16 protein-coding genes are annotated in these 23,628 nt (G+C 66.8%); 9 read left to right on the plus strand and 7 right to left on the minus strand.

The window, feature by feature from the left end; all coding sequences use genetic code 11:
• Window positions 1–1,155 precede the first annotated feature (1,155 nt).
• From ACIQVL_RS33540 to ACIQVL_RS33550, 3 genes are all read right to left on the minus strand, one after another.
• Window positions 1,156–1,701, minus strand: a complete 546-nt coding sequence (locus ACIQVL_RS33540; RefSeq protein ID WP_403427200.1) for a hypothetical protein — start codon at window positions 1,699–1,701, stop codon at window positions 1,156–1,158.
• Entirely contained in the window at window positions 1,701–6,329 is a 4,629-nt protein-coding gene (locus ACIQVL_RS33545) for an RICIN domain-containing protein (RefSeq protein ID WP_403427202.1), read from the minus strand. The genes ACIQVL_RS33540 and ACIQVL_RS33545 overlap by 1 nt, the downstream gene beginning before the upstream one ends.
• A 1,360-nt stretch (window positions 6,330–7,689) precedes the next feature.
• Window positions 7,690–8,064, minus strand: a complete 375-nt coding sequence (locus ACIQVL_RS33550; protein ID WP_403477226.1) for a hypothetical protein — start codon at window positions 8,062–8,064, stop codon at window positions 7,690–7,692.
• A gap of 1,118 nt (window positions 8,065–9,182) precedes the next feature.
• Between ACIQVL_RS33550 and ACIQVL_RS33555 the strand changes: the two genes are divergently transcribed.
• Both ACIQVL_RS33555 and ACIQVL_RS33560 read left to right on the plus strand, forming a co-directional pair.
• Complete coding sequence (locus tag ACIQVL_RS33555) at window positions 9,183–10,043, plus strand: 3-hydroxyacyl-CoA dehydrogenase family protein (RefSeq protein ID WP_403477227.1); 861 nt, start codon at window positions 9,183–9,185, stop codon at window positions 10,041–10,043.
• Window positions 10,044–10,059: 16 nt separating this feature from the next.
• Entirely contained in the window at window positions 10,060–11,001 is a 942-nt protein-coding gene (locus ACIQVL_RS33560) for a D-2-hydroxyacid dehydrogenase family protein (protein ID WP_403477228.1), read from the plus strand.
• 112 nt (window positions 11,002–11,113) lie between these two features.
• Here the strand turns inward: ACIQVL_RS33560 and ACIQVL_RS33565 are convergent, their stop codons facing one another.
• Complete coding sequence (locus ACIQVL_RS33565) at window positions 11,114–11,890, minus strand: IclR family transcriptional regulator (protein ID WP_403477229.1); 777 nt, start codon at window positions 11,888–11,890, stop codon at window positions 11,114–11,116.
• A gap of 246 nt (window positions 11,891–12,136) precedes the next feature.
• On the opposite strand from ACIQVL_RS33565, the gene ACIQVL_RS33570 reads away from it, so the two are divergent.
• The gene (locus ACIQVL_RS33570; protein WP_403477230.1) at window positions 12,137–13,015 is read left to right on the plus strand and encodes an alpha/beta fold hydrolase; all 879 of its coding nucleotides are present in this window, start codon (window positions 12,137–12,139) and stop codon (window positions 13,013–13,015) included.
• A gap of 28 nt (window positions 13,016–13,043) precedes the next feature.
• On the plus strand, window positions 13,044–14,558 hold the full coding sequence (locus ACIQVL_RS33575) for a flavin-containing monooxygenase (RefSeq protein ID WP_403477231.1): 1,515 nt from the start codon (window positions 13,044–13,046) through the stop codon (window positions 14,556–14,558).
• 298 nt (window positions 14,559–14,856) lie between these two features.
• Here the strand turns inward: ACIQVL_RS33575 and ACIQVL_RS33580 are convergent, their stop codons facing one another.
• Window positions 14,857–15,435, minus strand: coding sequence for a TetR family transcriptional regulator (locus ACIQVL_RS33580; protein WP_403427215.1), 579 nt, complete (start codon window positions 15,433–15,435; stop codon window positions 14,857–14,859).
• A gap of 118 nt (window positions 15,436–15,553) precedes the next feature.
• Here ACIQVL_RS33580 and ACIQVL_RS33585 point away from each other — a divergent pair, with 118 nt between their 5' ends.
• From ACIQVL_RS33585 to ACIQVL_RS33605, 5 genes are all read left to right on the plus strand, one after another.
• Window positions 15,554–16,537, plus strand: coding sequence for an aldo/keto reductase (locus tag ACIQVL_RS33585; RefSeq protein WP_403477232.1), 984 nt, complete (start codon window positions 15,554–15,556; stop codon window positions 16,535–16,537).
• Between the two features lie 127 nt (window positions 16,538–16,664).
• Window positions 16,665–17,057, plus strand: coding sequence for a VOC family protein (locus tag ACIQVL_RS33590; RefSeq protein WP_403427218.1), 393 nt, complete (start codon window positions 16,665–16,667; stop codon window positions 17,055–17,057).
• A 746-nt stretch (window positions 17,058–17,803) separates the two neighbouring features.
• Window positions 17,804–18,433: a hypothetical protein gene (locus ACIQVL_RS33595; protein ID WP_403427219.1), complete on the plus strand. Its 630-nt coding sequence runs from the start codon at window positions 17,804–17,806 to the stop codon at window positions 18,431–18,433.
• Between the two features lie 97 nt (window positions 18,434–18,530).
• Window positions 18,531–19,658, plus strand: coding sequence for a catalase family protein (locus ACIQVL_RS33600; protein ID WP_403477233.1), 1,128 nt, complete (start codon window positions 18,531–18,533; stop codon window positions 19,656–19,658).
• A 486-nt stretch (window positions 19,659–20,144) separates the two neighbouring features.
• Window positions 20,145–21,530, plus strand: a complete 1,386-nt coding sequence (locus ACIQVL_RS33605; protein WP_403427221.1) for a Dyp-type peroxidase — start codon at window positions 20,145–20,147, stop codon at window positions 21,528–21,530.
• Between the two features lie 5 nt (window positions 21,531–21,535).
• Here ACIQVL_RS33605 and ACIQVL_RS33610 read toward each other — a convergent pair whose 3' ends face one another.
• Both ACIQVL_RS33610 and ACIQVL_RS33615 read right to left on the minus strand, forming a co-directional pair.
• Window positions 21,536–22,498 (minus strand): phosphotriesterase, encoded by a 963-nt coding sequence (locus ACIQVL_RS33610; protein WP_403427223.1) that lies wholly within the window; start codon window positions 22,496–22,498, stop codon window positions 21,536–21,538.
• Between the two features lie 6 nt (window positions 22,499–22,504).
• Window positions 22,505–23,224, minus strand: a complete 720-nt coding sequence (locus tag ACIQVL_RS33615; protein WP_403477234.1) for an SDR family oxidoreductase — start codon at window positions 23,222–23,224, stop codon at window positions 22,505–22,507.
• Window positions 23,225–23,628: the final 404 nt, after the last annotated feature.

Genomic DNA, 23,628 nt, shown 5'->3' on the forward strand with positions numbered 1-23,628 from the left:
CCCGTGAATCCCCGTCCGTTCTGGCACGGAAGTGGCACAGCAGCGACCCCCTCGAAACCGCATCGATCAAGGCTCCTGCGGCTCGCCCTGGGCAGTGTCATCCGCGAAACCTCTCCGGCCGCACCTCGCTGCTCGCATTCGGTTGATCAGGAGTCCTGCAAGTGCAGCCAGGAAGCAGATCGCTGCTGCGCCGAAGCCCACCCGAAGTAGTGGCGGTCGTCCGTTACCCAACGCGCGGGCGCCGGCCCAGACCGCTGCGGCCGTGAGCCCGAGACCCTGTACCCACCATCGCTCATCCCTGGCGCTTGTCATGTACTTCATCAATGTCATACGTGATGATCCCATTCGCGCCCACCCACCTCAGCCCCCATCCCGTCTGCCGTCGGCCCACTTCCGGCAGGAATCGGCCGGACTCAGTCCGCCTCCTGTGACAAGGGCCGTGAGCGCCGAAGACCCCCGACCGGGATGGGCCAAGGGTCTTCGAACCGGTGGGGTCAACAGGATTTGAACCTGTGGCCTCATCCTTATCAGGTCGATCGCAGAGACCCATCGACGGCGGTCAACCTGTCCTCTGCCTCATCCTCCTGGCCGCTGAGCTTTGGCGTCGACCGCCCCTGTTCGCACCTGTTGGTGTCAGATGCTGATGTCAGACCTCGACAGCCTGGAGCACGTCACGATTCTGATCGGGATCGTGACGTGTTCCTGCCCGTCGCGCTCCTCGATGCGAACTATTGGGCGCGGGGGTTGCTGAGGTCTACCGGGGACGCTGGCCGGTGGCCTGGGGCTGGTGGCGGTCGGTCGCGGGCGCGATGATTGCTGTACTTGCTACGCAAGCGCGTCATCCTCGTCGCCCGCTCCCGTCCCACCCCCGCCCCCACGATGATCTCGACGATCTGTGGACGATCAACGGCTACGAAAATCTTGTATGAGCCCGGAGCTATACCCATCGTCGCTGGGCCAGAGCCGTGGACCGCGCCAGATCCTGAGGTTGCGAGGCCCACCCATTGGATTGCGGGACAATCCTTCGTCGGCCTCGACCTGCGCGCCCCGATGATCTGGATCAAAGACCTCATCCGGACCACCGAATGATCAGGACTCGATACGCGCCCCAACCCCACCGGCGGCGTCATCCGATGGGGTTGGCTTGCTACTCGCTCATGGAAGCGACGGCAGAATTCTTTCCCACTCCTGCAAGCGGGGGTCAAGTTCTTCCCCAAAGGCCAGTCTCGCGATCGCAAGGCCCGGCGAGACCAGGTTCTTGGCCATGCGTAGAGCTCGAATATGAGAGATGTCGAGACTACGCCAATCGGCCGACATAGTGCTGGCTTCTTCGGCTGACATCGGGAGTTCCGGGAGCAGAAGTTCGATGAGCAGATCCGGGTTGAGGAGATCAACCCGGGTGTTCGGCGGATTCTTCTGGAGCAGGGTCAGTGAGAGATTCATGCGGCGAATCAAACTCTCACGGTAATCGATTGCGCCCGAGGCGACAGCGCTGTCGAGCGTATATCCAAATGCCGACGAGCACATGTCCCAGTACTCCGTCGACAGGTCGCCGAAGCCTTGCGTGAGACGCATGGTCAGCAACTCGACAACACCGAGCCACTGACCGGCCGCCAGATCAGACAGGGCGGGGGCGTGCGATGCCAGGATTTCGGCGAGCGACTGCAGGTCGAGCGCCGTCAGGTCATCGAAACGGTTCATCAGAAGTGAACTCCCGCTGCTGTGAATACTTCTTTGCCGATCTTGAGACTCTCGCTCGACGGCAGGAAGTGCCCACTGTGGTTGTTGATGTCCAACCCGAAGTAGCCATCCTTCGCTGAGCCTGCGATGTCGGCCTCACCGGCCGCGCGAACAGGAGCCCCTCCGGTCAGAACCGAATGTGAGATCTCTTTGCCCTGGACGAACTTCGGGATGATTACGAGACTCCCGTCTTCCCGGACTGCCCATTTGATCGTCCCTGAGCCGATTGCGGCGTCAAAGGCCGCAGATCCGACGGCGGCAGGTTTCACGCCCAGATTCTCCGCGAGCGCCAGTTCCTGACCGAGAGTTCCCGGCATTGTGTTGGGGAAAAGACAAACACCGCTGTTGTGCACCAACACAGCCGTGGTACCCGCCAGCACATAGTACGTGTGGAGGCTGTCGACGGTGAGGTTGTAGGCCGGGTGGAGCTGCTGGTAGCGATGGACGCGGACCACCGTGACGGTCTCGCCGTCGTTGGTGCGCAGGGCCTGGCCAGGCTCGAGGTCACCGGCGTCGATCCAGCCGTGGGCACTGGGTGACCAGAAGGGGTGGTGCTGTGTGGCGGTGATCCGTGCTTTGCCGACGTTGATTGTGATGTCGACGAAGTCGGTGTCGTTTGGTGTGTAGATGGTACGAGTGACGGTATGGCCTTCGGTGCGACCCGTTTCGGGAGCGGTGGCGAGAACCACATCACCGATCCGGACGTCGTCAATCGTCTTGGTCGTGCCGTCAGCCATCAGCACTCGCGTGGTGCCAGGGAAGCTGTTGCGCTCGCATGCCTTGGCAATAGCCTCACCGGCTTTGGCCGCGATGCCGGCGATGGCCTCGTCGGAGAGGTTGAGGGCGCGGAGGCCTTTCCAGGAGTCCTCGATTCCGATGCCGGTCCTCGCGGCTGTGTCCACTGCCTTGACCGCGTCGGCCAGCGCGGCCAAAGGCTTCTCAAGCGGGACGAACATGGCTGCGGTCCAGGCGCACGCCGTCTTCGACCCGTGGAAGCACTTGACGGCGTCGCCGAGGATCACCTCGTACAGGACGCTGCCGAGGGTGTCACCGAAGAGGTTCTGCCAGCCCAGGCGGGTGATTTGACCAGCGGTGAAGTGGTGCTCCCAGTCGACCTCCTCGGCCGTCACCGTTTTGCGGTCGAGCCACTGCCACGCTGCTTTCGGGCAGCCGGTAGCGCTGGCGACGGCGCTGTCGTCGCCGCATAGGTAGAAGTCGACGACCAGCTTGGCGTTGACCTTGTATGCGACGTCGCAGCCTTGGACGGTGAGTGTGCAGTTCTTCGTCTGCTTCCCGGAGAGGATCTCCGATTTGTCTTCATCGATGACGTAGAAGACGCCGTCGGCGCCGGTACCGGCACCCGTGGCCACCTGCTTGTTGGCCTCCTCCCGCTCAGTCCGGTCGGCCGCGTCCTGGGCTTCCTTGGCGTATTTGTCGGCGTCCTTGGCGGCCTGTTCGGCCTCAGTGGCGGCTGCGTCGGCGCGGTCGGCGGCGGAGCGGGCGTCCTTGGCGTCCTGTTCGGCCTGCGCTGCCGCGGAGCGGGCTGCTTCGGCGTCGAGTTCGGCGGCGTCGGCTGAGTCGCGGGCGTCCTTGGCGTAGCCCTCGGCGTTGCCGGCTGCCTTGTCGGCGGCTGCTGCGTCCTCGGTGGCCTGTTTGTCGTACTCGACGGTGCGGGCCAGTGAGTCGGCGGCCTTGGCTGCTGCCTTGGCCGCGTCGGCCGCGTAGCCCAGGGCCTCCTTGGAGTAGGTGCGGGCATCGGCCGCGTACTGGGCCGCGTTCGCCGCGTGCTGGTACGCCTCCTTCGCATCCCCCTTGGCCTGGTCGGCGAGGTCCTTGGCCGCCTGGGCCTCGGCTGCCGCGTTCTTGGCGTGCGCGTCGGCGACGGCCTGCTGCTGGTCGGCGATGGACTTCGACGCCTGGCCGGTCAGGACCACCAGGCCGGCCACCGAGTCGGTGTCGACATACGGCGAGCCGAGCTGGACGGCGTCATTGGCCGGGGCGGCGACCTGTTCGGCTGCCTTGCCGGCGTCCACGGCGGCCTGCGCGGTGACGTGGGCGAACCCGGCGGCCTTGGCCGCGGCGGCGAGTGCCTTGCCGGCCTCCGCGTTGGCGGTGTTGGCCTGGGTCTTCGCGTCCTTGGCGTGCTGCTCTGCCTCGTCTGCGAGTTGCACGGCGGTCTTGGCCTCGGCGGCGGCGTCCTGGGATGCCTTGATGGCGTCCGCTGCCGCGCTGGTGGCGGTCTTCACTGCCGCATCGGCCTTCAGCTTGTCGGCCTGGGCGGCATCGGCGTCGGAGCGGGCGCGTTTGGCGGCTGCTTCGGCGCGGGTGGCCGCGGCGTCGGCGTCGGCGGCCGCCTGGGTGGCGGCGTCGGCCTCGGAGCGGGCCTTCGTGGCTGCTGCTTCCGCGTCGTCCGCGTGTTTGTCCGCCTCGTTGGCGGCGGTGCGGGCGGCGTTTGCCGCGTCGCCGGAGTCGAGGGAGTCGGCGTAGGCGTCCTTGGCGTCCGCCTTGGCGCGGGCGGCGTCGGCCTTTTGTTGGGCGTCCCAGGCGTCGTCGCGCTTGTCCTTGGCGTTGTCGCGGGCCGTGACCGCATCGTCCCGCTTGTTCTCGGCGGTGTTCTCGGCGGCTTCCGCCTTGTCCTTGGCGTCCTTCGCGGCACTCGCCTGGGACTCGGCGTTCTTTTTGTGCTCGGCGGCCTCGGCCTGCTTGGCCGCGGCGGTCTCCTTCTCCGCCTTGGCCGTCTTCTCCTCGGCCTCGGCGGACAGGCGCTTGGCGTGTGCGTCGGCGGCGGCCGCCTTCGCGTCGCCCTCGGCCTTCAGGGCGTCGGTGAGCTTGGCCTCCGCGGTCTCCTTGTCCTGCTTGGCGTTGTCCCGGTGGATCTTCGCCGCGTCGGCGGCCGCCTTGGCCTGCAACTCGGCCGTCTTCGCGGCCTCCTTGCGGAACTCGGCCTGCACCTGCGCCGCCTGGGCGAGGGCGCGCTGTGTGATGGTCTGGCTGTCCCCGGCGGAGGCACGGGTGGCGGCCTCGGCCGTCTCGGCGGCTTTCTCCATCGCCTGAAGTGCGGCGACCGACCCCTTGGTCACCTGGTCCTTCTGCTGACCGACCAGCAGACCCCGGCCCCGCGGCGCGCCGTTCGAGTCGGCGATGCCGTAGGCGGTCTGGAGGGCCGTGTCCGAGGACGTGGCGGCCTGCTGCGCGGCGGCGAGCTGCGCCTTGACGACGGCGAGTTGCTTCTTCGCCTCCGACTGCGCGTTCGTAATGTTCGCCTTGGCCTTGTCCACGTCGGCCTTCGCCGGAGCGGTGCCGGTGTGGCCCTTCGGGGAGACCTTGAACTTCTGTGCGTCCGTGCCGTTACAGGTCTTGAGGAACGCGTCCTGGCTGTCGGTGAACGTCTTCAGATCCAGGCATGTGCCTGTTGCCGCGTTCTTCAGACCGGTGGTGGCGCGGACGCCGGCTTCCCAGGTCTGGGCCGGCGACTGGTTGCACGTCCAGATCTGGATCTTCGTCGCGTTCGAGGTGTCGCTGCCGGCGTCCAGACACTTGCCCGAATTGGTGTTCCTCAGGTGCAGGCCCTTGTCGTCCTGCTCGAGCTGCCATTCCTGGCCCGCGCTGTTGTTGCAGGTGTAGGTCTGCACGGGCGTGCCGTTGTCCTTCTTGGCCCCCGCTACGTCCAGGCACTTGCCCGAAGCAGCCACCACCTTGATCACATTGGCGGCGTCGCCGATCCAGCCGATGCCGCCCTCGGTGTAGTAGTCCAGCCAGCGGGTGGAGTAGTCAGCGATCCATGACTGGCCCAGAAGCTTGCCCAGGGCGAACGTGCCGTCCTGCAACGCCTTCGTGGCGCTGACGCTGGCCGTGAGGATCTGCTGCCGCTGCGTGGCCTGAGAAGCGATCTCCTGCTGCCACTCGGCGGACGCCTGCGCCACCTCCTTGCCGAGAACCCGGTCCGGGTCGATCGGGTCGTGCCACGCGCATGAGGCGAAGCGGGACTTCAAGTCCTCGACTGCGATGCGGAACTCCGGGCTGTCCGGAGCCGGGGCCGTACGCGGGAAACCACCCGAGGACAGAAAGATACGGGCGTCATCGACGAACACCCGGGGAACGAACAACTGATTGGGTTCGATCTTGCCGGAGTTCTTCTTCCACAGCGCCCACGCCTGCTGCTCCTCTGCAGTCCCCCCGGTGGTGTACAGCTGGTCGCCGATCGCGAGCGCGGCGGCCTTCGTGCCGTCGTCAGCGGTGGGTGACGTCTCGTAGAACGGGGAGAACAGGTCGACCGACTTGAAGTACGACTGGTACAGCCACGGAAGCAGCCCGATCTGGTCGAAGATCTTGTTCGCTTCCCGCGGTGCGCCAGGGTAGGAGTCCAGGCCGCTGACCGTGCTGGACCAGACCTGTCCCTGGTCACCGACCTTCTTCACCCACTGGTCACTGTTGGTGCCGTCCGCGTAGAACGCCTGGTGCAGAGGGGTGTTGTTGTTGGAGAGGTCCCGGTCGAGCTTCTGGTGGAGCTGATCGGGAGGCAGCCCGATGGAGTTCTGCGCAAGGGCGAACAAGTTGGGTCCGCCCTTGCGGAGGGCATCAGTGGCCACGCACTGGTCCCCGCGCAGCTGTTCAGCCGCTTTGGTGTCGTAGCCGTCGTAGGAATCGCCGACCAGGCTGACATGGTCCCGTCCCGTGAGGTCGGCGAGGCCGGGCCGGACAGTGAGGCCGGCGACGACCGCAACGGCGGTCAGCAGAAGGACGAGTCGGGCAACCAGCCCTGATGGTCCGGCGGTTGGAATGAGAGATCTTCGTGATCGGGAAGGCAACGGAGCATCACTTTCTTCTTCAGAAGGTGCATGCGCCGGATGGTCGGCCGATGCTCCGCAGAGCAGTGGATCTCAAGGACTCTCACGGGGAATCAGAAGCGCAGGTCCCTGGCTGGGCTCATGCACATGGATGGCCACTGCGACGGCATGGCGATGCAACCCCTCCCCGTGAGCGACGGCGTTCCCCCGGTCGCTGGCTGATGTGCGCGCACGGAGTGGTCAAGCCCCGTCAATGCGCAGCGACACTTTAAGCACACACAGACAGACTCGTACAGGCGTTCACTTTCGTCTCGCGAGTGATGACCTATTTTCGATCCCCGTGTCGCGATGGAGACTGCTGCATGGGGGCGAGCCCGCTCGTCGTGCAGTATGCAACGACTCTCTGAGCAGAGTCTTGTGTAATCGCGTGGCAACCCCGGGTGCTGCGGGCCTCGTAAGTTGGCGACGGCGACAATGTCCGGCCGCCAGGGCACCGGCACCCTGGACGGGGTAGCGCCAGTCGCGTGATGTTGCGCGCGCAGAAAGCCCTGTTGCCGGACCCGACGGAGAACTACCAGCAGCAGCTCGAAGCCCTCAGTCGTGAGGACCGACGCGAGCGCACCGCCGCGATCCGCAACCTTGACAAGGACTTCCCCGAAAGAGCCCGCCGACTCCGTCGGCGTGGGCCATTTCGGCTTCAGCTGTCCGCGCTGTTCCAGCCGTCACCGAGCACCCATCGCGGCGCCGGCAGCTGACACTCAATGATGTGGCCAGGCGCGGGCTGCCGTGCGTCGCCGTGAATACCGCCATGGCCTCCATCCCGTGCTTGTGGCGACGATCGTGCGCGTCCACCGTCATGCCGCCGACGCCTGGCGCGTTCTGTCCGGAGCCGCCGCGCTCAGTCGTTGGCTCGGCCCGTCACCTGCGGACGCGGTGCGCGGGACGCTCGCTTGGGATCGACCCTGCCGGGCAATCAGACTCCGTTCCCATGGCGTTCCCATTTCCTTACGGAAACAGGAACATTGAATCACCCTGCGTTAAAACAGCAGGTCAAGCGTGCCCCCGGCAGGATTCGAACCGGAGTTTTCTCTGGGCGGGGCTTTGACCTGCGAAAACGTCGACTGTGTGGTGCCTGGCCTGGGAAAACACCCCTCCGTAGTTCTCACGTGTTCACGGGGTTTCCTGGCCTCATGTGTGCTGGATCCGTTCTGGCTACGGGAGGACGGAGGAGGCCACCGACCACCAGGGCCGCTCGGGCGCCGGGCAGGGCGCTGGAGTTGGACCAGCCGCCAGCGCCCCGGTTGTCGGCGACGCACACGCCGGCGATCTCGATCGCGGTCTGCAACGAAGGGGCCGGGTGCAGCAGGTGGCGCTGCAGTGCCGCGGTGATGGTGTGCTCGCGGGTCAAGCGGCGGGCGTTGTTGACGCTCAGGGCAGTGTGGGTGACCAGTTCCAGGGTGAGGGCGAGTTCTTTCTCGTCGAAACCGTCGGATTGCTGGGTGCGGTAGAGGCTGCGCAGCCCGGGACCTTTCCGCACCGTGTCAGCGGTGCGACGGGCAGGCCATGTGCGCCGGATGCGCGGATCGCTTCGGCCCGCGCTGGTCGGCTGCCAGCCAGGGCGTGTTGGGGCGCAGGGCCATCGTGCGGGGCCTGAGGTCGGCCAGTGCCTGCGCGCAAGGGGTCGGGAACGGCAGCGCGCGGTCATCTCCCACTGGATGCGCCCTGGCCTGCTGATCAGCGCGACTGTTCCCGAAGGCGGCCCGAAGCAACGGCACATCCCGTCCCAGAGGACTCAGCGGAGGTTGCTCTCCTCGGACACAGGATCGACCACTTCCCTCACGGCGACATCGTGCGACATCGGCGAACCCTGGGACCAGCGCGTGGACCAACTCCTGGCAGGTGGCCCCCACGTCCAGGGTTTGTCCCACCCGCTCCCGGACGGCCTACGGGGCCTGGACTCCGCGGCGTGTCTTCTCCTGATCTGTCGCATCGTGCGCCACGACCACCGCCCCTGTACGTCCCGCAGGGGAAGCACCGAGACGCTGTGCATGCGCTGGGGATCGTTCTTCGGGTCCGTCCGCATGAAGCGGGTCGCCGCAGACGTACCCGTCCGCCGGGTGCCCCAACAACTCCTCGGCCTGGTGGCTCCACTGCACGACCACGCCTCCACCGTCCACGACCATCAGCGGCGTCTCACCGGCCACGGCAACCACCTCCACCCTCCCAGCTTGCCCGGCGTCTCAGGGCTCCGCCGTCCCAGTCGGGGACTGTTGGTTTGCGGGTCACTGTGAAGGAGCCGATCCTGAGAGGGAGGCATGCCATCCGAATCGTGTGGACCAAGCGCAAGGGCTGCGGAGTTCGGGGCGTGGGCTGACGCGCCGGGGAGGACCGCGAGCCTGAGCAGGGAGCGGGACCAGGGTCTCCACCCGTCCGCCCGCCATACCGACCCGCAGCACGCACCCGGGCACGGAGAGCGCCGACGACGGATGCGAGGGTTGCCGAGGTGTGGGACCAACTGCTGGTGCTGGCCGCCCCGCACCGTTCATCGCAGTGTGGTGCGCACCTCCCATCGCAGTGCACTCCACGCCGCCGCGCGACTCCCGTTGGCCCGCCTGGCGGAAGGGACCGGGCACCGTCACGAAAGCAGGCATGATCATGGCCTTCGCACTTCCCACGAACATGGAGAACCGCCCCGTCGCCGTGATCGGGGCGGGCACCCTCGGCCGCAGGATCGCGCTGATGTTCGCCGACCAAGGTGGGCTGGTCCGGATCTACGACCCGTCCGCGCAGGCGGGGGAGGCGGCGCGGAAGTACGTCGAGGAGAACGTGGCTCAGGTCGCCGCGAGGATCAAGGGCGGCAAGCCGGGCCGGGTGGTCTTCACCGACGACATGGCAGAAACCCTCACCGACGTCTGGCTCGTGGTCGAGGCCGTACCCGAGCGCCTGGAGCTGAAGAAGGACATCTTCGGGGAGCTCGACCGCGCCGCGCCGCCCGACGCGATCCTGGCCAGCAACTCCTCCTCCTACGCGTCGAGCGAGTTCATCGACCGGGTCGAGCACCCTGAGCGGGTGCTGAACATGCACTTCTACATGCCGCCCGCACAGAACGCCATCGACCTGATGTCGGACGGCCGCACCGACCCGGGCGTCCTCGAACTGCTCAAGCGGGAGCTGCCCGGGTACGGGCTGTTCCCGTTCGAGGCGCACAGGGAATCGACGGGCTTCATCTTCAACCGGATCTGGGCGGCCATCAAGCGCGAAGCCCTCGGGGAGGTGGCCGAGGGGGTGTCCACACCACGGGACATCGACGAGATGTGGAAGATCAACGTGGGCACCCCTGCCGGGCCCTTCCAGATGATGGACCAGGTCGGCCTGGACGTGGTGCTGGACATAGAGAACCACTACGCCGCAGAGAACCCGAACCTGCCCACAGGACCTCGCGAGTTGCTGAAGGAGTACGTGGACGCCGGCCACCTCGGCGTCAAGACCGGGCGGGGCTTCTACACCCACACCTGAGATCCAGGAACCGACGATGAAGATAGCGATTCTGGACGATTACCAGAGTGTCGCCCTGAGTCTGGCCGACTGGGATTCGTTGGACGCTCACACCGACGTCTTCAACACGCCGTTCGACAACGAGGAAGCGACCGTTGCCGCCCTGGCCGACTACGACGTGGTCGTGGCGATGCGTGAGCGCACGCCATTCCCCGCATCGACGCTGGGACAGCTGCCCCGGCTGAAGCTGCTCGTCACCACCGCCCCCGTCAATGCGGCGATCGACGTCGACGCTGCCCGGGAATCGGGCATCACCGTCTGCGGCACGGGTTACCTCGCCCACCCGACGGTCGAACTCACGTGGGGTCTGATCCTCTCCGCAGCACGGCTGATTCCGCAGCAGGTGGCGTCCGTGCGTGCCGGCGGCTGGCAGGTGGGGCTGGGTACGAGTCTGAACGGCGCCACCTTGGGAATCCTGGGCCTGGGGCGACTGGGTACCCGAGTGGCGGAGATCGGTGCGGCCTTCGGCATGGACGCGATCGCCTGGAGCCAGCACCTCACAGCGGAGGAGGCCCAGGCGAAAGGCGTGACCTACGTGTCACGCGACGAGTTGTTCTCCCGCTCTGACGTGCTGAGCATTCATGTCGTGCTCAGCGAGCGGACACGGGGTCTGGTCGGCGAGGGTGAACTGCGCCTGATGAAGCCCACGGCAATCCTGGTCAACACTTCCCGAGGGCCCGTAATAGACGAGACCGCCCTCTTGCGGGCTCTCAACGAGAAAACGATCGCCGGAGCAGCACTGGACGTCTTCGACCGCGAACCGTTGCCCGCCGGCCATCCTCTGCGCTCCGTGCCCAACGCCGTGGTCACCCCGCACATCGGATACGTGAGCCGGGACCTGTACGAGGTTTTCTACCGGGATGCGGTCGAAGACGTCGCGGCGTGGGCCGCGGGATCTCCACTTCGTGTGCTGACATGAAAGGCTCGCACCGTTCGAGCCTCCTTGCCCAACACTCGTGCTGCCTCTGCGGGGCGGGCGAGGGAGCCCGTGTCACGCTCCGCGGGCCATGGCTGGGAAGACCGTCGAGCACTCACTGGATGAACGCTCCGATCCGCCGGGCTGCTTCCAGCAGCGAAGGGGCCAGCTCCTCGATGCGCTCAGGGGGAAGCCGGTCGTTGATCGCCGAGATGGTGACGGCCATGTACGGGGATGCCGTCTTCGAGGGGATCGGTGCGGCTATTCCGGAGACGCCCCGCATCACTGTGTCCTGGTCGAAGTAGTAGCCATGCTCGTGCACTTGAGCGATCGCCTGACGTACGGCGGTCAGGGTGTCCTGGAGATCCGGCATCTCCGCGGCCTTCATGGTGCGTCGTAGCCGCTCGTTCGCCAGCAGCTGAGCCTCGACCGCCTCCGGTTCATGCCAGGAGAGCAGTGCGATGCCGGCAAAAGTGGTCCCCAGGGGCACTGTCTCGCCCACTCCTACGATCTCTGCCCTGATGGGGTAGGAGCCGTCGGCACGCATCAGATAGTGCACACCGTCGAGCCGGCGCATGGCGACATAGACCGTGTCTCCGGTCTGCTCGGCCAGGCGGCGGGCCACCTTCTCGATGCCGGTGAAGTCATTGATCGGTGAGGGAGCGCTCAGGCCCAGCAGGTACAGGGCGGACCCGAGGCCGTATCGCCTGGAGGCACGCTGTTCGACGAAACCGGCTTCAGTCAGTTCCTGCAGGATCCGGTGCACCGTGGGCCGTGCGATGCCCGTCTCCTGGGAGAGGTCGAGCAATCGCGCACCCGGAGCGCCGTGCCGAGCGATCGCGTTGAGGACGGCGGCCACCCGACTGACCACCTGCGTCTTTCCCGATTCCATGAAGCCCTCCGCTGCTGGCCATGCTGCTATGACGGTTCACGTGGAGCAAATTAGTCCGCACAACGGACTCTAGTAGATCATGTATGTGTGTACTTGACAACGACTTTTCCCGGGAGTGTTATGGAGGTGAGGCGCGCATAGCAGGATGGGCGATTGGATTGTCGACCGGGAAGTGCGTCTTCAGTAAAGAGGAAGAAGTCCATTCTACGGACTCTTCTGGGAGTCGCACATCAAAGAGGAGCCGTCATGAGTAAGGCCAAGCTGGCCGACGGAGTCGTCGAAGGAACCGTCACGGTCGACGGGGTCGAGGTGAAGTACTTCGACTCCGTGGCAGAGCACCCCGAGGCAGGGGAGAGCAGCCGTGATCCGATCGTGCTCGTGCACGGGACCGGCGGGAGCACCAGGGCGCACTACGGATACCTGTTTCCCCTGCTGGCCGGGCGCCGGCGCGTCATAGCCGTCGACTTCGCCCGGCCGATTCCCGCGCAGGGCACGCTGACGCCGGAGCATCTGGAGCGGCAGGTCGCCGCGGTCATCGATGCGGTACTGCCCAACCGCCGGATAACACTCGTGGGCTACTCGCTGGGTGCCGTCGTCGCGGCCGCGGTCGCCGCCCGGCACCCCGAATCGGTGCGGAACCTGGTGCTCGTGGCCGGCTGGATGAAGACCGACGCCCACCAGGAGCTCCGCAACAAGGTGTGGCATCGGCTGCGTGAGGAGCGTTCCCAGGCCCTCGGCGAGTACATGGCCTTCTGCGCCTTCTCAGGACCGTTCCTGGTGGCGGCCCAGGCTCACGAGGACCTCGCCCCCGCCCTCACGGCCTTCGCGCCGAACGGCTTCACCGACGCGCAGATGGAGCTGAACCGCACGATCGACATCTCCGACCTGGTTCCTTCCATCACGGCCACAACCCTGGTCATCGGCTGCACCCACGACCAGATGGTTCCGAAATGGCACAGCAAGGCGCTTTTCGCCTGCATCCCGGACGCCCGGTACACCGAGATCGAGTCGGGTCACGCCGTCGTCATCGAGCGCCCCGCCCAGCTCGTCCAGGTCATCGACCAGTTCGTCGACGCACCGTCGCGGCACGCCGCCGGCGACATCATCGCCACCGCCCGCCCGTAGCAGCCCCGACCACAGACGGAGAATCCACGTGAACGACAGCACCGCACCGCAGCACCCCGGCGCCACCGACTTCGAGGTCGTCATCATCGGCACCGGCTTCGCCGGCCTCGGAATGGGCGCCCAGCTCAAGCGCCACGGCCGGGAGTCCTTTGTGCTCCTGGAGCGCGCCGACGACGTCGCAGGCACCTGGCGCGACAACACCTACCCGGGAGCGGCCTGTGACGTGCCGTCCCATGTCTACTCCTTCTCGTTCCGCCCCAACCCCGAATGGTCGCGCTTCTTCTCGCCCGGCCCGGAGATCCTGCAGTACCTCCGCGACACCGCACGCGAAGAGGGGCTCATGCCGCACATCCGGTTCGGAACCGACGTCGAGGACGCCCGGTGGGACGCCGCCGCCCGACGGTGGACGGTCACCACGTCCAAGGGCGTCTACACGGGACGCTTCCTGGTGACCGCGACCGGACACCTGAGCGACGAGGCACTTCCCCAGGTCAACGGCCTGGACGGCTTCACCGGCGAGGTGTTCCACTCGGCCCGCTGGAACCACGACGTCTCCCTCCAGGGCAAGCGGGTCGGCGTCGTCGGGTCCGGGGCCACGGCGGTACAGGTGGTGCCCGAACTCGCCAGGACAGCCTCCGAGCTGGTGGTTTTCCAGCGCAGCGCCCAGTACATCGTCCCGCGCCCCGACCGCGCGTACACGGAGAGCGAGAAGCGGCTCTTCCGCCGCGATCCGGAGTCGATGGCCGATCACCGCTCGGAGATCTTCTGGTTCCTGGAGTCCAGGTACGCGGCGCGGCGTGCCGTTCCCGGTTTCCTCGACAAGGCGAGGTCAGAGGCGCTGGAGCATCTGGAGCGGCAGGTCGAGGACCCGGAGCTGCGCGCGAAGCTCACGCCCGACTACGAGCTCGGCTGCAAGCGCGTCCTGATCTCCGACACCTACTATCCGGCGCTGACCCGGGACGACGTCACGCTGGAGGCGTCGGCCCTCGACCACATCGACGGCAGCAGGGTGGTTTCCGCGGACGGCAGCACGTACGACCTCGACGTGCTGGTCTTCTGCACCGGCTTCGAGACCGCGGAGCCGCCCTACGCACGCCTCGTCCACGACAGCGACGGCCGCTCCCTGTCCGACCACTGGGCCCATGGCATGGAAGCCTTCGCTTCGACGACGGTCTCCGGATTCCCCAACCTCTTCATCATCAACGGACCCAACACCGGTCTCGGCCACAACTCGATCGTCTACATCATCGAGGCGCAGGTCGACTACATCCTGGGCGCCCTCGACTGGAGCCGGGCAGGCGGTGACCGCGACCTGGAGGTGTCCGCCGAGGCCCAGGAACGCTACGGGGACGAACTCCAGCAGCGCAGCGGCGGTACGGTCTGGCTCGGCAACGGCTGCAAGAGCTGGTACATCGATCCGCGAAGCGGCCGCCTGACCCTGATCTGGCCGGACTTCGCCCACGAATTCCGGTACCGCAACGGCACGTTCGACGCGGCCCCGTACACCGCCGCCGAAACCGCCGAGGAAACCGCCGCAGCCTGATAGCCGCCGAGCCCGGCCCCGGGCCGGCATGTCACAGCCACAGCCACAGCGACGCTTCCGACGGACGAGTTCCTCGGGCCGCGTCCGACCAGCCCCTCGCGACAACGAGCACCCCATGCGCTGCCGGAGCGCGCAGCTGCCCACCACCAGAGTCCGGACCGAGACCGTGCCGGTCTCGCACTCCGTCCGTCCGAGGGGGTCCGCCCAGTACGCATGTGATTGGCGCGACATGGCAGAGCTCTCACAGCGCCGTCGTCGACCGGTTCGGGCAGCCGGCGTGATCGATCCGCCGCTTGTTCTATCCGCGTGGTGCGGTGATCCGCCGTACGGCGTCGACGACGGCGGCGCGGTGCCGGGCCAGTCGTTGCGCCGACCATGGGTCGCTTCCGCTGGTCGGGCTCATGCCGCCTGCGAGGGTGAACCAGGCTTGGGTCAACGCCAGTACGAGAGCCACCAGGTCCTCCGGACCGAGATCCGGGTCGATCCGGCCTTGCTGCTGGGCTGTCGCCACGGCTGCGGTCTTCGTGCTGTAGGTGGCGGTCTCCAGGTCGGTGGCGCCGGGGCGCTCCAGCAGCTTCCAGAAGAGCAGCCGCATCAGGTCGGGGTGGGCGACCAGGTCGTCGAAGATCTGTCCCGCGGCTCCGGGGAGGTCCTCGGCGTCGAAGGGCACTGTTTCCGCGCCCACGGCGAGCACCCGGTCGATCACGGCGTCGAACAGTTGCTCCTTGCTGCCGAAGTAGGCGTAGATCCTTTGCTTGTTCGCGTTGGCCGCCTCGGCGATGCGGTCCACCCGGGCGCCGGCCAGGCCGTGCGCAGCGAACTCGGCGAGGGCGGCGTCCAGAAGGCGGGCCTTGGTCGCGGCGGAATCTCGGGGCATACCGTCACCCTAACAAGTAACCATCCAGTTGGTTTGACATCGGTGAGGGCGTGCTCCACGATAAAAACCATCCAGTTGGTTGCCTCTGGTGGGTGACCTCGACACAAGGAAGATCACGATGGAACTCCGTCCGCTCGGCAGCGAGGGCCTCACCGTCTCCGCCCAGGGACTCGGCCTCATGGGGATGAGCGCCTTCTACGGCTCCACCGATGAGGCCGAATCGCTGGCCACCATCGACCGCGCCCTGGAACTGGGCGTGACCCTGTTCGACACGGCCGAGATCTACGGCCCTTTCATCAACGAGCGGCTCCTCGGCAAGGCGCTCACCGGCCGCCGCGAGCAGGCGGTGATCGCCACCAAGACCGGTATCGAAATCGGCGACGACGGTGCGGTGACCGGCCTCAATGGGCGCCCCGAGTACATCCGTCGTGCGCTGGACCGCTCCCTGCGCCATCTGAACACCGACTACGTCGATCTCTACTACCTGCACCGGGTCGACCCGCAGGTGCCGATCGAGGAGACCGTCGGCGCCATGGGTGAGCTGGTGGACGCCGGCAAGGTCCGCTACATCGGCCTGTCCGAGGCCGCGCCGGGGACCATCCGCCGCGCCCACCGCATCCACCCGCTGACCGCGGTCCAGACCGAGTACTCGCTCTTCGAGCGCGGCATCGAGCAGGACGGGGTCATGGCCACCCTCAACGAGCTGGGGATCGGTCTGGTCGCCTACGCGCCCCTGGGGCGCGGTTTCCTCTCCGGCGCGATCACCGGTCCGGGCGACTTCGCCGCCGACGACTACCGCCGTACCGACCCCCGCTTCCAGGGTGAGAACTTCCAGCGCAACCTGGCCGTGGTCGACGAGATCCGCCGGATGGCCGCCGCCAAGAAGGTCACGCCGTCCCAGCTGGCCCTCGCCTGGGCCCTGCACCAGGGCGCGGTCGCCATCCCCGGCACCAAGCGCCGCCGCTACCTGGAAGAGAACAGCGCCGCAGCCGCCATCGCCATCACGGTGGATGAACTGGCCGCCATCGACGCGGTCGCCCCGCACGGGATCGTCTCCGGCGACCGCTACACCCCTGACCAGATGCAGCTTCTCAACGGCTGAGTACCGGGCACTCCGACAGGCGGCCGCAGCGGCACGTTTTCGCGGAGGTCGAGCCGCAGTAATCCAGCCAGACCGGGACTCCCGCCACGTCTGTGGCGTCTTCAGTGCTTCAGAAAAGGGACAGACAATGATCGATCATGTATTCCTGACGGTGAGCGACATGGACCGCTCGGTCGAGTTCTACAACCAGACGTTGCAGCCGCTGGGCATGCGCCACGTGTTCGACTTCGACGGCTCGACCGCGCCCGAGTGGGTCGGCGACCTCAAGGGGTTCGGCACCGACACGGCTTTTGTGTTCTGGCTGCGCGACGGCGCCAGTGAGGGACGCGCCGCGCACGTCGGCTTCACCGCGCCCTCGAAGGAGGCGGTCGACGCGGCGTACGCGGCGGCCATGGCGGCGGGCGCAACCGACAACGGCGCACCCGGGGAGCGCCCCTACTTCGCTCCCGGGTACTACGCCGCCAACGTCCTCGATCCCGATGGGTACAGCCTGGAGTTCACGTACCACGGGCAGGGCTGACCCGGGGTTTCCCGCAAGCGCGCGTTGACGGCGATGGTCCGGCTCGCCCCGCTTCACGGCGGCGGCACCAGCATCGGCCGGAGTAGGCAGGCGACCGGTCCGTGACGGCGTTCGGACGCTCATCGACGGCGCTCCAACGCCGTTTCAGTTCAGAATCAGGTCCTCGTCGGCCGCCGGCTCGGCGCTCGGCCCACCGTGGACGGCATCGACCCCGAACCCCTGTCCTGTCAGTACCCGGCAGCCTCCCCGGCGGGCGACGGCCGCGGTGCGTCCGTCCGCCGGCCCGGGACGGACATCGCATGGCCGGGCCCAGGTCGAGTCGGTCGCTCATGTCCAGTTCGAGCCGACCGCAGGGTCACGTGAGTCGGGCGCTGCACGTAGGCCGAGTTCACATAACTCCGGGCGCCGTTTCCAGACCGCGAGCGGCTACACCACTTCGCGGGGCACCATCATCGGGTGGCCGTGCCCGAATCTCTGCGGAACAATAGGGATAGGCGTGACGTAGGAGCCCATAAGGGCGGATGGCGGCGAAGGATCGTACGGCTCCGCCGACAGGGGAGTCGACAGGGACTCCGAGCAGATGTCACAAGATTGCGAACTGAGGCCGCCTGCCTTCCTGGTGCAGCGGAGCCGGGCTTTGAGCGTCTCGCAGGTCAGCCAGCGACCACCGCGTACCTGATGCACCTACTGCGCGGGAGCCCGGAGCAAAGGCCACGAGTCGCAGACGGCCGAAAGGAAAAGGCGCCATGGCACCGCAATCGCAGGCAGTGACCGGATCTGAACAGGACTGGACCGTCGAGCAGAAGGCCCAGCGGGTGCGGGAGTTGTTCGCCGACGCGCCGGAGCTGGGGAAGACGGCGCTGGAGAGCGTAATTCAGGAGCTGACGTCGAATGCGTCGGAGGCGCCATCGCGGATGGGAAGCGCCGGCCGTGTCGGCAGCCGTCAGGGCACGGTCTCGGAATTGACGCTAATCGCTCCGTTCGCGCCTGGCGGGGCTGAACGGCTGCGCGCGGTGTTGAGGTTGGCGCAGGGCAACTTCTCTGCGGCGGAGAAGGTCGGAACCGTCCATGACATGCGCTTCGTCTTTCTGGAAAATGACACGAAAATGCTCTTCGCCACCGCGTACGACGGCGAATGGGATGCCTACCTCGACGACTTCGTGACAAAGGTTCCTGAGTACCTGGACATGCTCTTTACCGCTTGGGAAGGATGGCCGGGACTTCGCGACCCCTCGGCGAAGGACTGGATTGCCGAGCACCAGATCACGGCCGAGGGCTGGTACGTCGCCAATCCGAATCTGACGGTGCTGGACACGCGACGGCTAGAGCGTGTCGGCAAGGCGCTCGACGAGTTCCTGGACAAGATCAGCGACTGAGGCCGCCGCGCCGGGAGTATTTTTCGCTGCCTTCCCGGAGTGCATTGAGATGGCTCTCACACCTCGCCTGACCTGTGTTGACCTGGAGGAGAGCGCGATGGTGCCATCCGAATTCATTCGCTACACGCCTGAGGTCGAGACGGTCGGTCCGGACATCGACAATCTGCTGTCGCCGATCGTCGAATACTGGGAGAAAAAAGCCCTGGAGTCACCGAGAGTCGAGGGCGCGGGGAGGGCGGTCCGGGGCGTCCATGCGAAGTCATTCGGCCTCGTCAAGGCGGAGATTCAGATTCTGCACAATGTTCCTCCGGCGTACGCGCAGGGCATTTATGCCGAACCGGGCCGGCACGGTGCCCTGATGCGCTTCTCCAGCGCCGCCACACATATGGGAACGGACGTGCAACTCGGTCCCGGCCTGGGCTGTGCGATCAAGATTTTCGATGTGCCGGGACCCAAACTGGTCACGGACGAGCCGGACTCGACGACCTTCGATCTCGTACTCAAAAACCACACGATGTTCATCGCCAATACCGCGAGACATTACCTGTTCACTGAGGATGTGATAAACAACGCGCCTGATTACTTGGCGCGGGGTAGGGCGGGATTCAAAGAACTACTTGCGGATTTCCTCACGGGCAAGGGGAAATTGGAACAGTCCGACTGGGCCTGGGATGAGATGTTCGCGTTCGTTCGGACGCTGACGCAGACTCCTGTGCGAAACCCCCTGCTTACTACATTCTCGACCTTGGGCGCCGTACTCCATGGTGACTACATCGCCAAGGTGCGAATCGCACCGGCCCGGCACAATGCCTCGCATGTGATCCACCACGAACTCGACCTCGAAAGCCGGCCGGACGTCTTCCGTCCGACGCTGGTGGACGAACTTCTGGCAGGATCCTTCGGCTTCGATCTGCAGGTCCAGCTGTGTACGGACCTCGACGCGATGCCGGTCGACGACGTGACCGTCGAGTGGCCGGAGGATCGGTCACCCTTCGTCACCGTCGGCCGGGTGCGAATTCCGATCCAGGACATCTCGGGACCGGAGAATTTCGAGAAGAGCGACGCAATGGCCTTCAACCAGTGGCGGGTCACGGCCGAGCACAGGCCGTTGGGCGAGATCATGCGGGTGCGGCAGATCTACACCGCGTCGGCCAAGGCGCGTCGCACGTACAACCACCAGCCCCAAGTCGAGCCGAAGAGCGCGGACGAGGTGCTGCCCCAGTGACCTGGCTCTCGGCAGCTGTCGAGAGAAGGGCCTTTCTCCGCGGGTGTCACCGATCGCGGGTGCTACGGCCGTAACGCCTGAGCGCCACCAGGCGGCCCGGCGCGGTGCGCGGATCGATGGTCCGCGCCTATGCAGGAGGTAGCGGTCGGACCACTTTTCGGCCCCCGCGCCGCGAAGGATCCTGGCCATCGACCTCACAGACCTTCATGCCGTCGAAGGCAGGACGGCCGTGGCGATCGGACACCTGCGCTCGCTACGAGAGTTTGGTGACGCGCTACCCCGAGGCGTACGCCGATCATGCGGCCCAGTTCTGGCTGATGGTCGGCGACGATCCCGAGCAGGCCCTTCGGTTGTCTCTCCGGAACTTCGCGCGTCAGCTGACTCCGCGTACCCGCGCGCTCGTCGATCGCGCGAGATGCCGTGTCGGACAGCAACCCTGGAGTCGGGAATTGCTACAAATCGGGCAGCGTCGACCGAGGGGATGAGATGACGACGGTTGAAGGCCCGCCTCTGCAACTCGACGACATTCAAGGCATCGTGCTGCGCACCCGGCCGTCACCCTATGTCGGCACCTACATCCTGCTCCGGGTGGATGACCCCGGCGCCGGCCGCGAGCTGATGGGACGCCTGGCCGGACTGGTCGACTCCGCCGCCGACTGGTGGCAGCCGCCCCTGCCGGCACTCCTCAACGTCGCGGTGACATACCGGGGACTCGAAGCGCTCCAGGTACCGCAGACCTCCCTGGACAGCTTCCCCGACGAGTTCCGGCAGGGCATGGCGGCACGCGCCGAACTCCTGGGCGACACCGGCGAAAGCGCACCCGCACACTGGGAACCGCCCTTCGGTACCGGTCAGGTGCACATTGTGCTGTCCCTCGTCGCCGCCGACCAGGAGTCGCTGGCCGTCGTCCTCGAACGGGCGCGGCAGGCGCGCACACAGCTTCCCGGCCTCCAGGTGGTGTACCGGCAGGACACCTACCAGCTGGCCTCGGGGCGCACCAGCTTCGGCTACAAGGACGGCATCAGCAACCCCGCGGTGGAAGGAAGTGGTTCGGACAACCCACCTGATGGCGGTGCAGCCCTCAAGGCCGGCGAGTTCGTGCTGGGCTGTCCCGACCAGACCGGGAACCTGCCGCCGATGCCGACGCCGGACGTGCTGGGCCGAAACGGCACGTTCGTGGTCTTGCGGAAGCTGCACACGCACGTCGCCCGTTTCCGGCGGTACGTCAAGGCCAACGCCGCCAGCCCGGAGGAAGAGGCACTGATCACCGCGAAGATCGTGGGCCGCTGGCCGAGCGGAGCCCCGCTCATCCTGGCGCCCGAGCACGACGAGCCGACTCTCGGGGCGGACGAACAGCGTAACAACGACTTCCTCTACGAGTCCGATCCGCATGGGGTGGTCTGCCCCCACGGCGCACACGCCAGGCGCACCAATCCGCGTGACTCGGAGATCATCGGCGATGTGCACCTCCACCGTCTGATTCGGCGGAGCACCAGCTACGGGCCGCCCCTGCCGGCCGGCGTCCTGGACGACGACGGCGCCGACCGCGGCATCGTGTTCATCGCCCTCAACGCGCACCTCCACCGCCAGTTCGAGTTCGTGAAGTCGCAGTGGCTCAACGGCGGCAACTTCACCGGCCTCGGCGTCGAGAAGGATCTGCTCACAGGCGACAACGACGGCACGGGCGTCTTCACGATCCCGCACGATCCCGTCCGGCGCCGCCTGCACGGCGTCGAGCGCTTCGTCAGCACCCGCGGCGGCGAGTACTGCTTTCTGCCGAGCCTCAGCGCGCTGCGCTGGCTCGCCGACCTCGGTGCTGATGGTCGGGTCCGGGCGAATCGCACCCCCGGGCACCCACGGGACCGTGCGTAACAGTCTCAGCGTTCGAAGTAGCGGCGGGGATTGTGGATCAGCATGGTGTCGATCTGTTCCTCGGTGACCCCGCTCGCGCGCAGTGCCGGCAGCACGTCGTCGCTGATGTGCGTGAAGCCCCAGCGTGGGTTGGCGGCCCGGACACTGTCCTCGGGCATCCAGTCCATGTGGCAGGCGGCGTCGTGGGAGAGCACGAGGCGGTCGGTGTACCCGCGGGCGACCAGCGCAACCACCGTCTCCACCCGCTGCTGGAACGGCAGGGCCTCATCCAGGCCGAACCGGTCCATGCCCAGCAGTGAGCCGGCGTCGGCGAGCGTGGTGAGGTAGTCCAGGTCGGAGGTGTCGCCGGCGTGCCCGATGACCACCTTGGTCAGATCCACGCCCTCCTCGGTGAGAAGTTCTTGCACCACCAGTCCCGACCGGTTGGCCACGCTGGTGTGTACGGTGATCGGCGCGCCGGTGACCCGGTGCGCGACGGCAATGGCGCGCAGGACACGCTCCACGTCGGGGGTCAGCCCCGGCTGGTCGATGGCGCACTTGAGGAAGGCCGCGCGGATGCCCGTTCCGCCGATGCCCTCCTCGAGGTCGGTGCGGAACATCTCCAGCAGTGGCTCGGCTACATCGAACCGCCGTCCGGGGCCGTTGTACTGGAAGAAGAACGGCAGCTCGGTGTAGGTGTAGTAACCGGTGGCGGGGATGATGTGCAGGTCGACCTGCTCGTTGACCCGGGCCACGCGCGGGAGGTACCGGCCGAGTCCGAGCACGGTGGGGTCCACGATGGTGTCGATCCCCCGGGACTTGAGGGCCCGCAGCTTGGCGACCGCATCCGCCACACGCTCGTCCTCGTCCCACCGCTGCGGGTAGTTGCGTCGCAGCTCCTCGCTGAGCACGAAGACGTGTTCGTGGATGAGGACCCTGCCCAGCTGTGAGGAGTCCACCGGGCCCCGCACCGTGGGCACCACGCTCATCGTGCATCACTCCTTGGGGAACTCCATGCTCGGGTAGATCGCGGCAGGATCGGCCGAGAGCAGGGCCTTGATCCGTCGGGTGGCGTCGTCGGCGATGACTTCGTACGCCCCGGCCTCGACGCCGTCGAGGGCAAGGTTCGCCACCGCGGCGGGATCGCTCTTGGGTCGACCCTCCGCCCTCGCCGCCATGTCGGTGTCCACGACGCCGACGTGCAAAGCGGTGACGAGCGTTCCCTGCCCGTGGAGGGCGAGTCGTAGCGAGTTGGTGATCGACCACGCCGCGGCTTTGGACGCGTAGTAGCCGGCGCTCTCGGGGTTGCCGATCCACGAGCCCCTGGAGAGCACATTGAGGATGGCCCCGCCTCCGCCTCGGGCGAGGACCGGTGCGAACGCCCGGGCCATCTGCAGGGGTCCGAGTACGTTGGTGTCCAGCTGCCGGCGCAGGTTTGCCAGGTCACCGTCCAACACGCCGTCGCCGTAGATCGCGATCCCGGCGTTGTTGACCAACAACGTGACATCGGGAGCCCGCTCAGCCGCCGCCCGCACGGCCCGCAGGTCGGTGACGTCGAGTTCGATCGGCACCGCTTCCGGCGTGTGCACGGTGGCAGGATCGCGGGCGGTGGCGTAGACCTTGGCCGCGCCCCGGCTCAGCAGCGCGGCTACGAACTGCTCGCCCAGGCCGCGATTGCCTCCGGTGACCAGCGCCACCGCTCCCTGGATCCGCATGAACGTTCTCCATCCGTCGGCTGGGCTGCATGCAGCTGGGATGGCACCGGTGGAAAGGAAGGAGTCGAGATTCCCCGGACCGACAGACTCCAGCCTCAGACCTGAGCCATGCCGCCGTCGACGCCCGGGCCCGTATCTGCCGTAGAAGCTGCTCTCGTCGGAAGCGAGGACGAGGGCGCCCGCGGCGACCCTCTCGGGGCGACCCAGGGGTGGCCCCGTCCTGGTCGAATGTGGCGACTTCGGGACTCGTGCCTGACGCGGCATCCCTGCCGAGCGCCTCGGGCCAGGAGAAGGCGAATGTCTCGGCGTCGGTGGCGTCGGCGCAAAGGTCGCACACGGCGGTTTTTATATGAGCAATTTCGTCCCATTATAGGCCGCCTCGGATGGTGGTGTTGCCACCGTCG

This window comes from Streptomyces sp. NPDC090499, assembly GCF_044769305.1.
In the GTDB taxonomy this organism is placed as follows: domain Bacteria; phylum Actinomycetota; class Actinomycetes; order Streptomycetales; family Streptomycetaceae; genus Streptomyces.

Excerpts from the sequence above, each read along its gene's own strand:
- ACIQVL_RS33540 (WP_403427200.1), bottom strand. The coding sequence starts at position 1,701 with ATGAACCGTTTCGATGACCTGACGGCGCTCGACCTGCAGTCGCTCGCC.
- ACIQVL_RS33555 (WP_403477227.1), top strand. The coding sequence starts at position 9,183 with ATGGCCTTCGCACTTCCCACGAACATGGAGAACCGCCCCGTCGCCGTG.
- ACIQVL_RS33560 (WP_403477228.1), top strand. The coding sequence starts at position 10,060 with ATGAAGATAGCGATTCTGGACGATTACCAGAGTGTCGCCCTGAGTCTG.
- ACIQVL_RS33565 (WP_403477229.1), bottom strand. The coding sequence starts at position 11,890 with ATGGAATCGGGAAAGACGCAGGTGGTCAGTCGGGTGGCCGCCGTCCTC.
- ACIQVL_RS33570 (WP_403477230.1), top strand. The coding sequence starts at position 12,137 with ATGAGTAAGGCCAAGCTGGCCGACGGAGTCGTCGAAGGAACCGTCACG.
- ACIQVL_RS33580 (WP_403427215.1), bottom strand. The coding sequence starts at position 15,435 with ATGCCCCGAGATTCCGCCGCGACCAAGGCCCGCCTTCTGGACGCCGCC.
- ACIQVL_RS33585 (WP_403477232.1), top strand. The coding sequence starts at position 15,554 with ATGGAACTCCGTCCGCTCGGCAGCGAGGGCCTCACCGTCTCCGCCCAG.
- ACIQVL_RS33590 (WP_403427218.1), top strand. The coding sequence starts at position 16,665 with ATGATCGATCATGTATTCCTGACGGTGAGCGACATGGACCGCTCGGTC.
- ACIQVL_RS33595 (WP_403427219.1), top strand. The coding sequence starts at position 17,804 with ATGGCACCGCAATCGCAGGCAGTGACCGGATCTGAACAGGACTGGACC.
- ACIQVL_RS33600 (WP_403477233.1), top strand. The coding sequence starts at position 18,531 with ATGGTGCCATCCGAATTCATTCGCTACACGCCTGAGGTCGAGACGGTC.
- ACIQVL_RS33605 (WP_403427221.1), top strand. The coding sequence starts at position 20,145 with ATGACGACGGTTGAAGGCCCGCCTCTGCAACTCGACGACATTCAAGGC.
- ACIQVL_RS33610 (WP_403427223.1), bottom strand. The coding sequence starts at position 22,498 with ATGAGCGTGGTGCCCACGGTGCGGGGCCCGGTGGACTCCTCACAGCTG.
- ACIQVL_RS33615 (WP_403477234.1), bottom strand. The coding sequence starts at position 23,224 with ATGCGGATCCAGGGAGCGGTGGCGCTGGTCACCGGAGGCAATCGCGGC.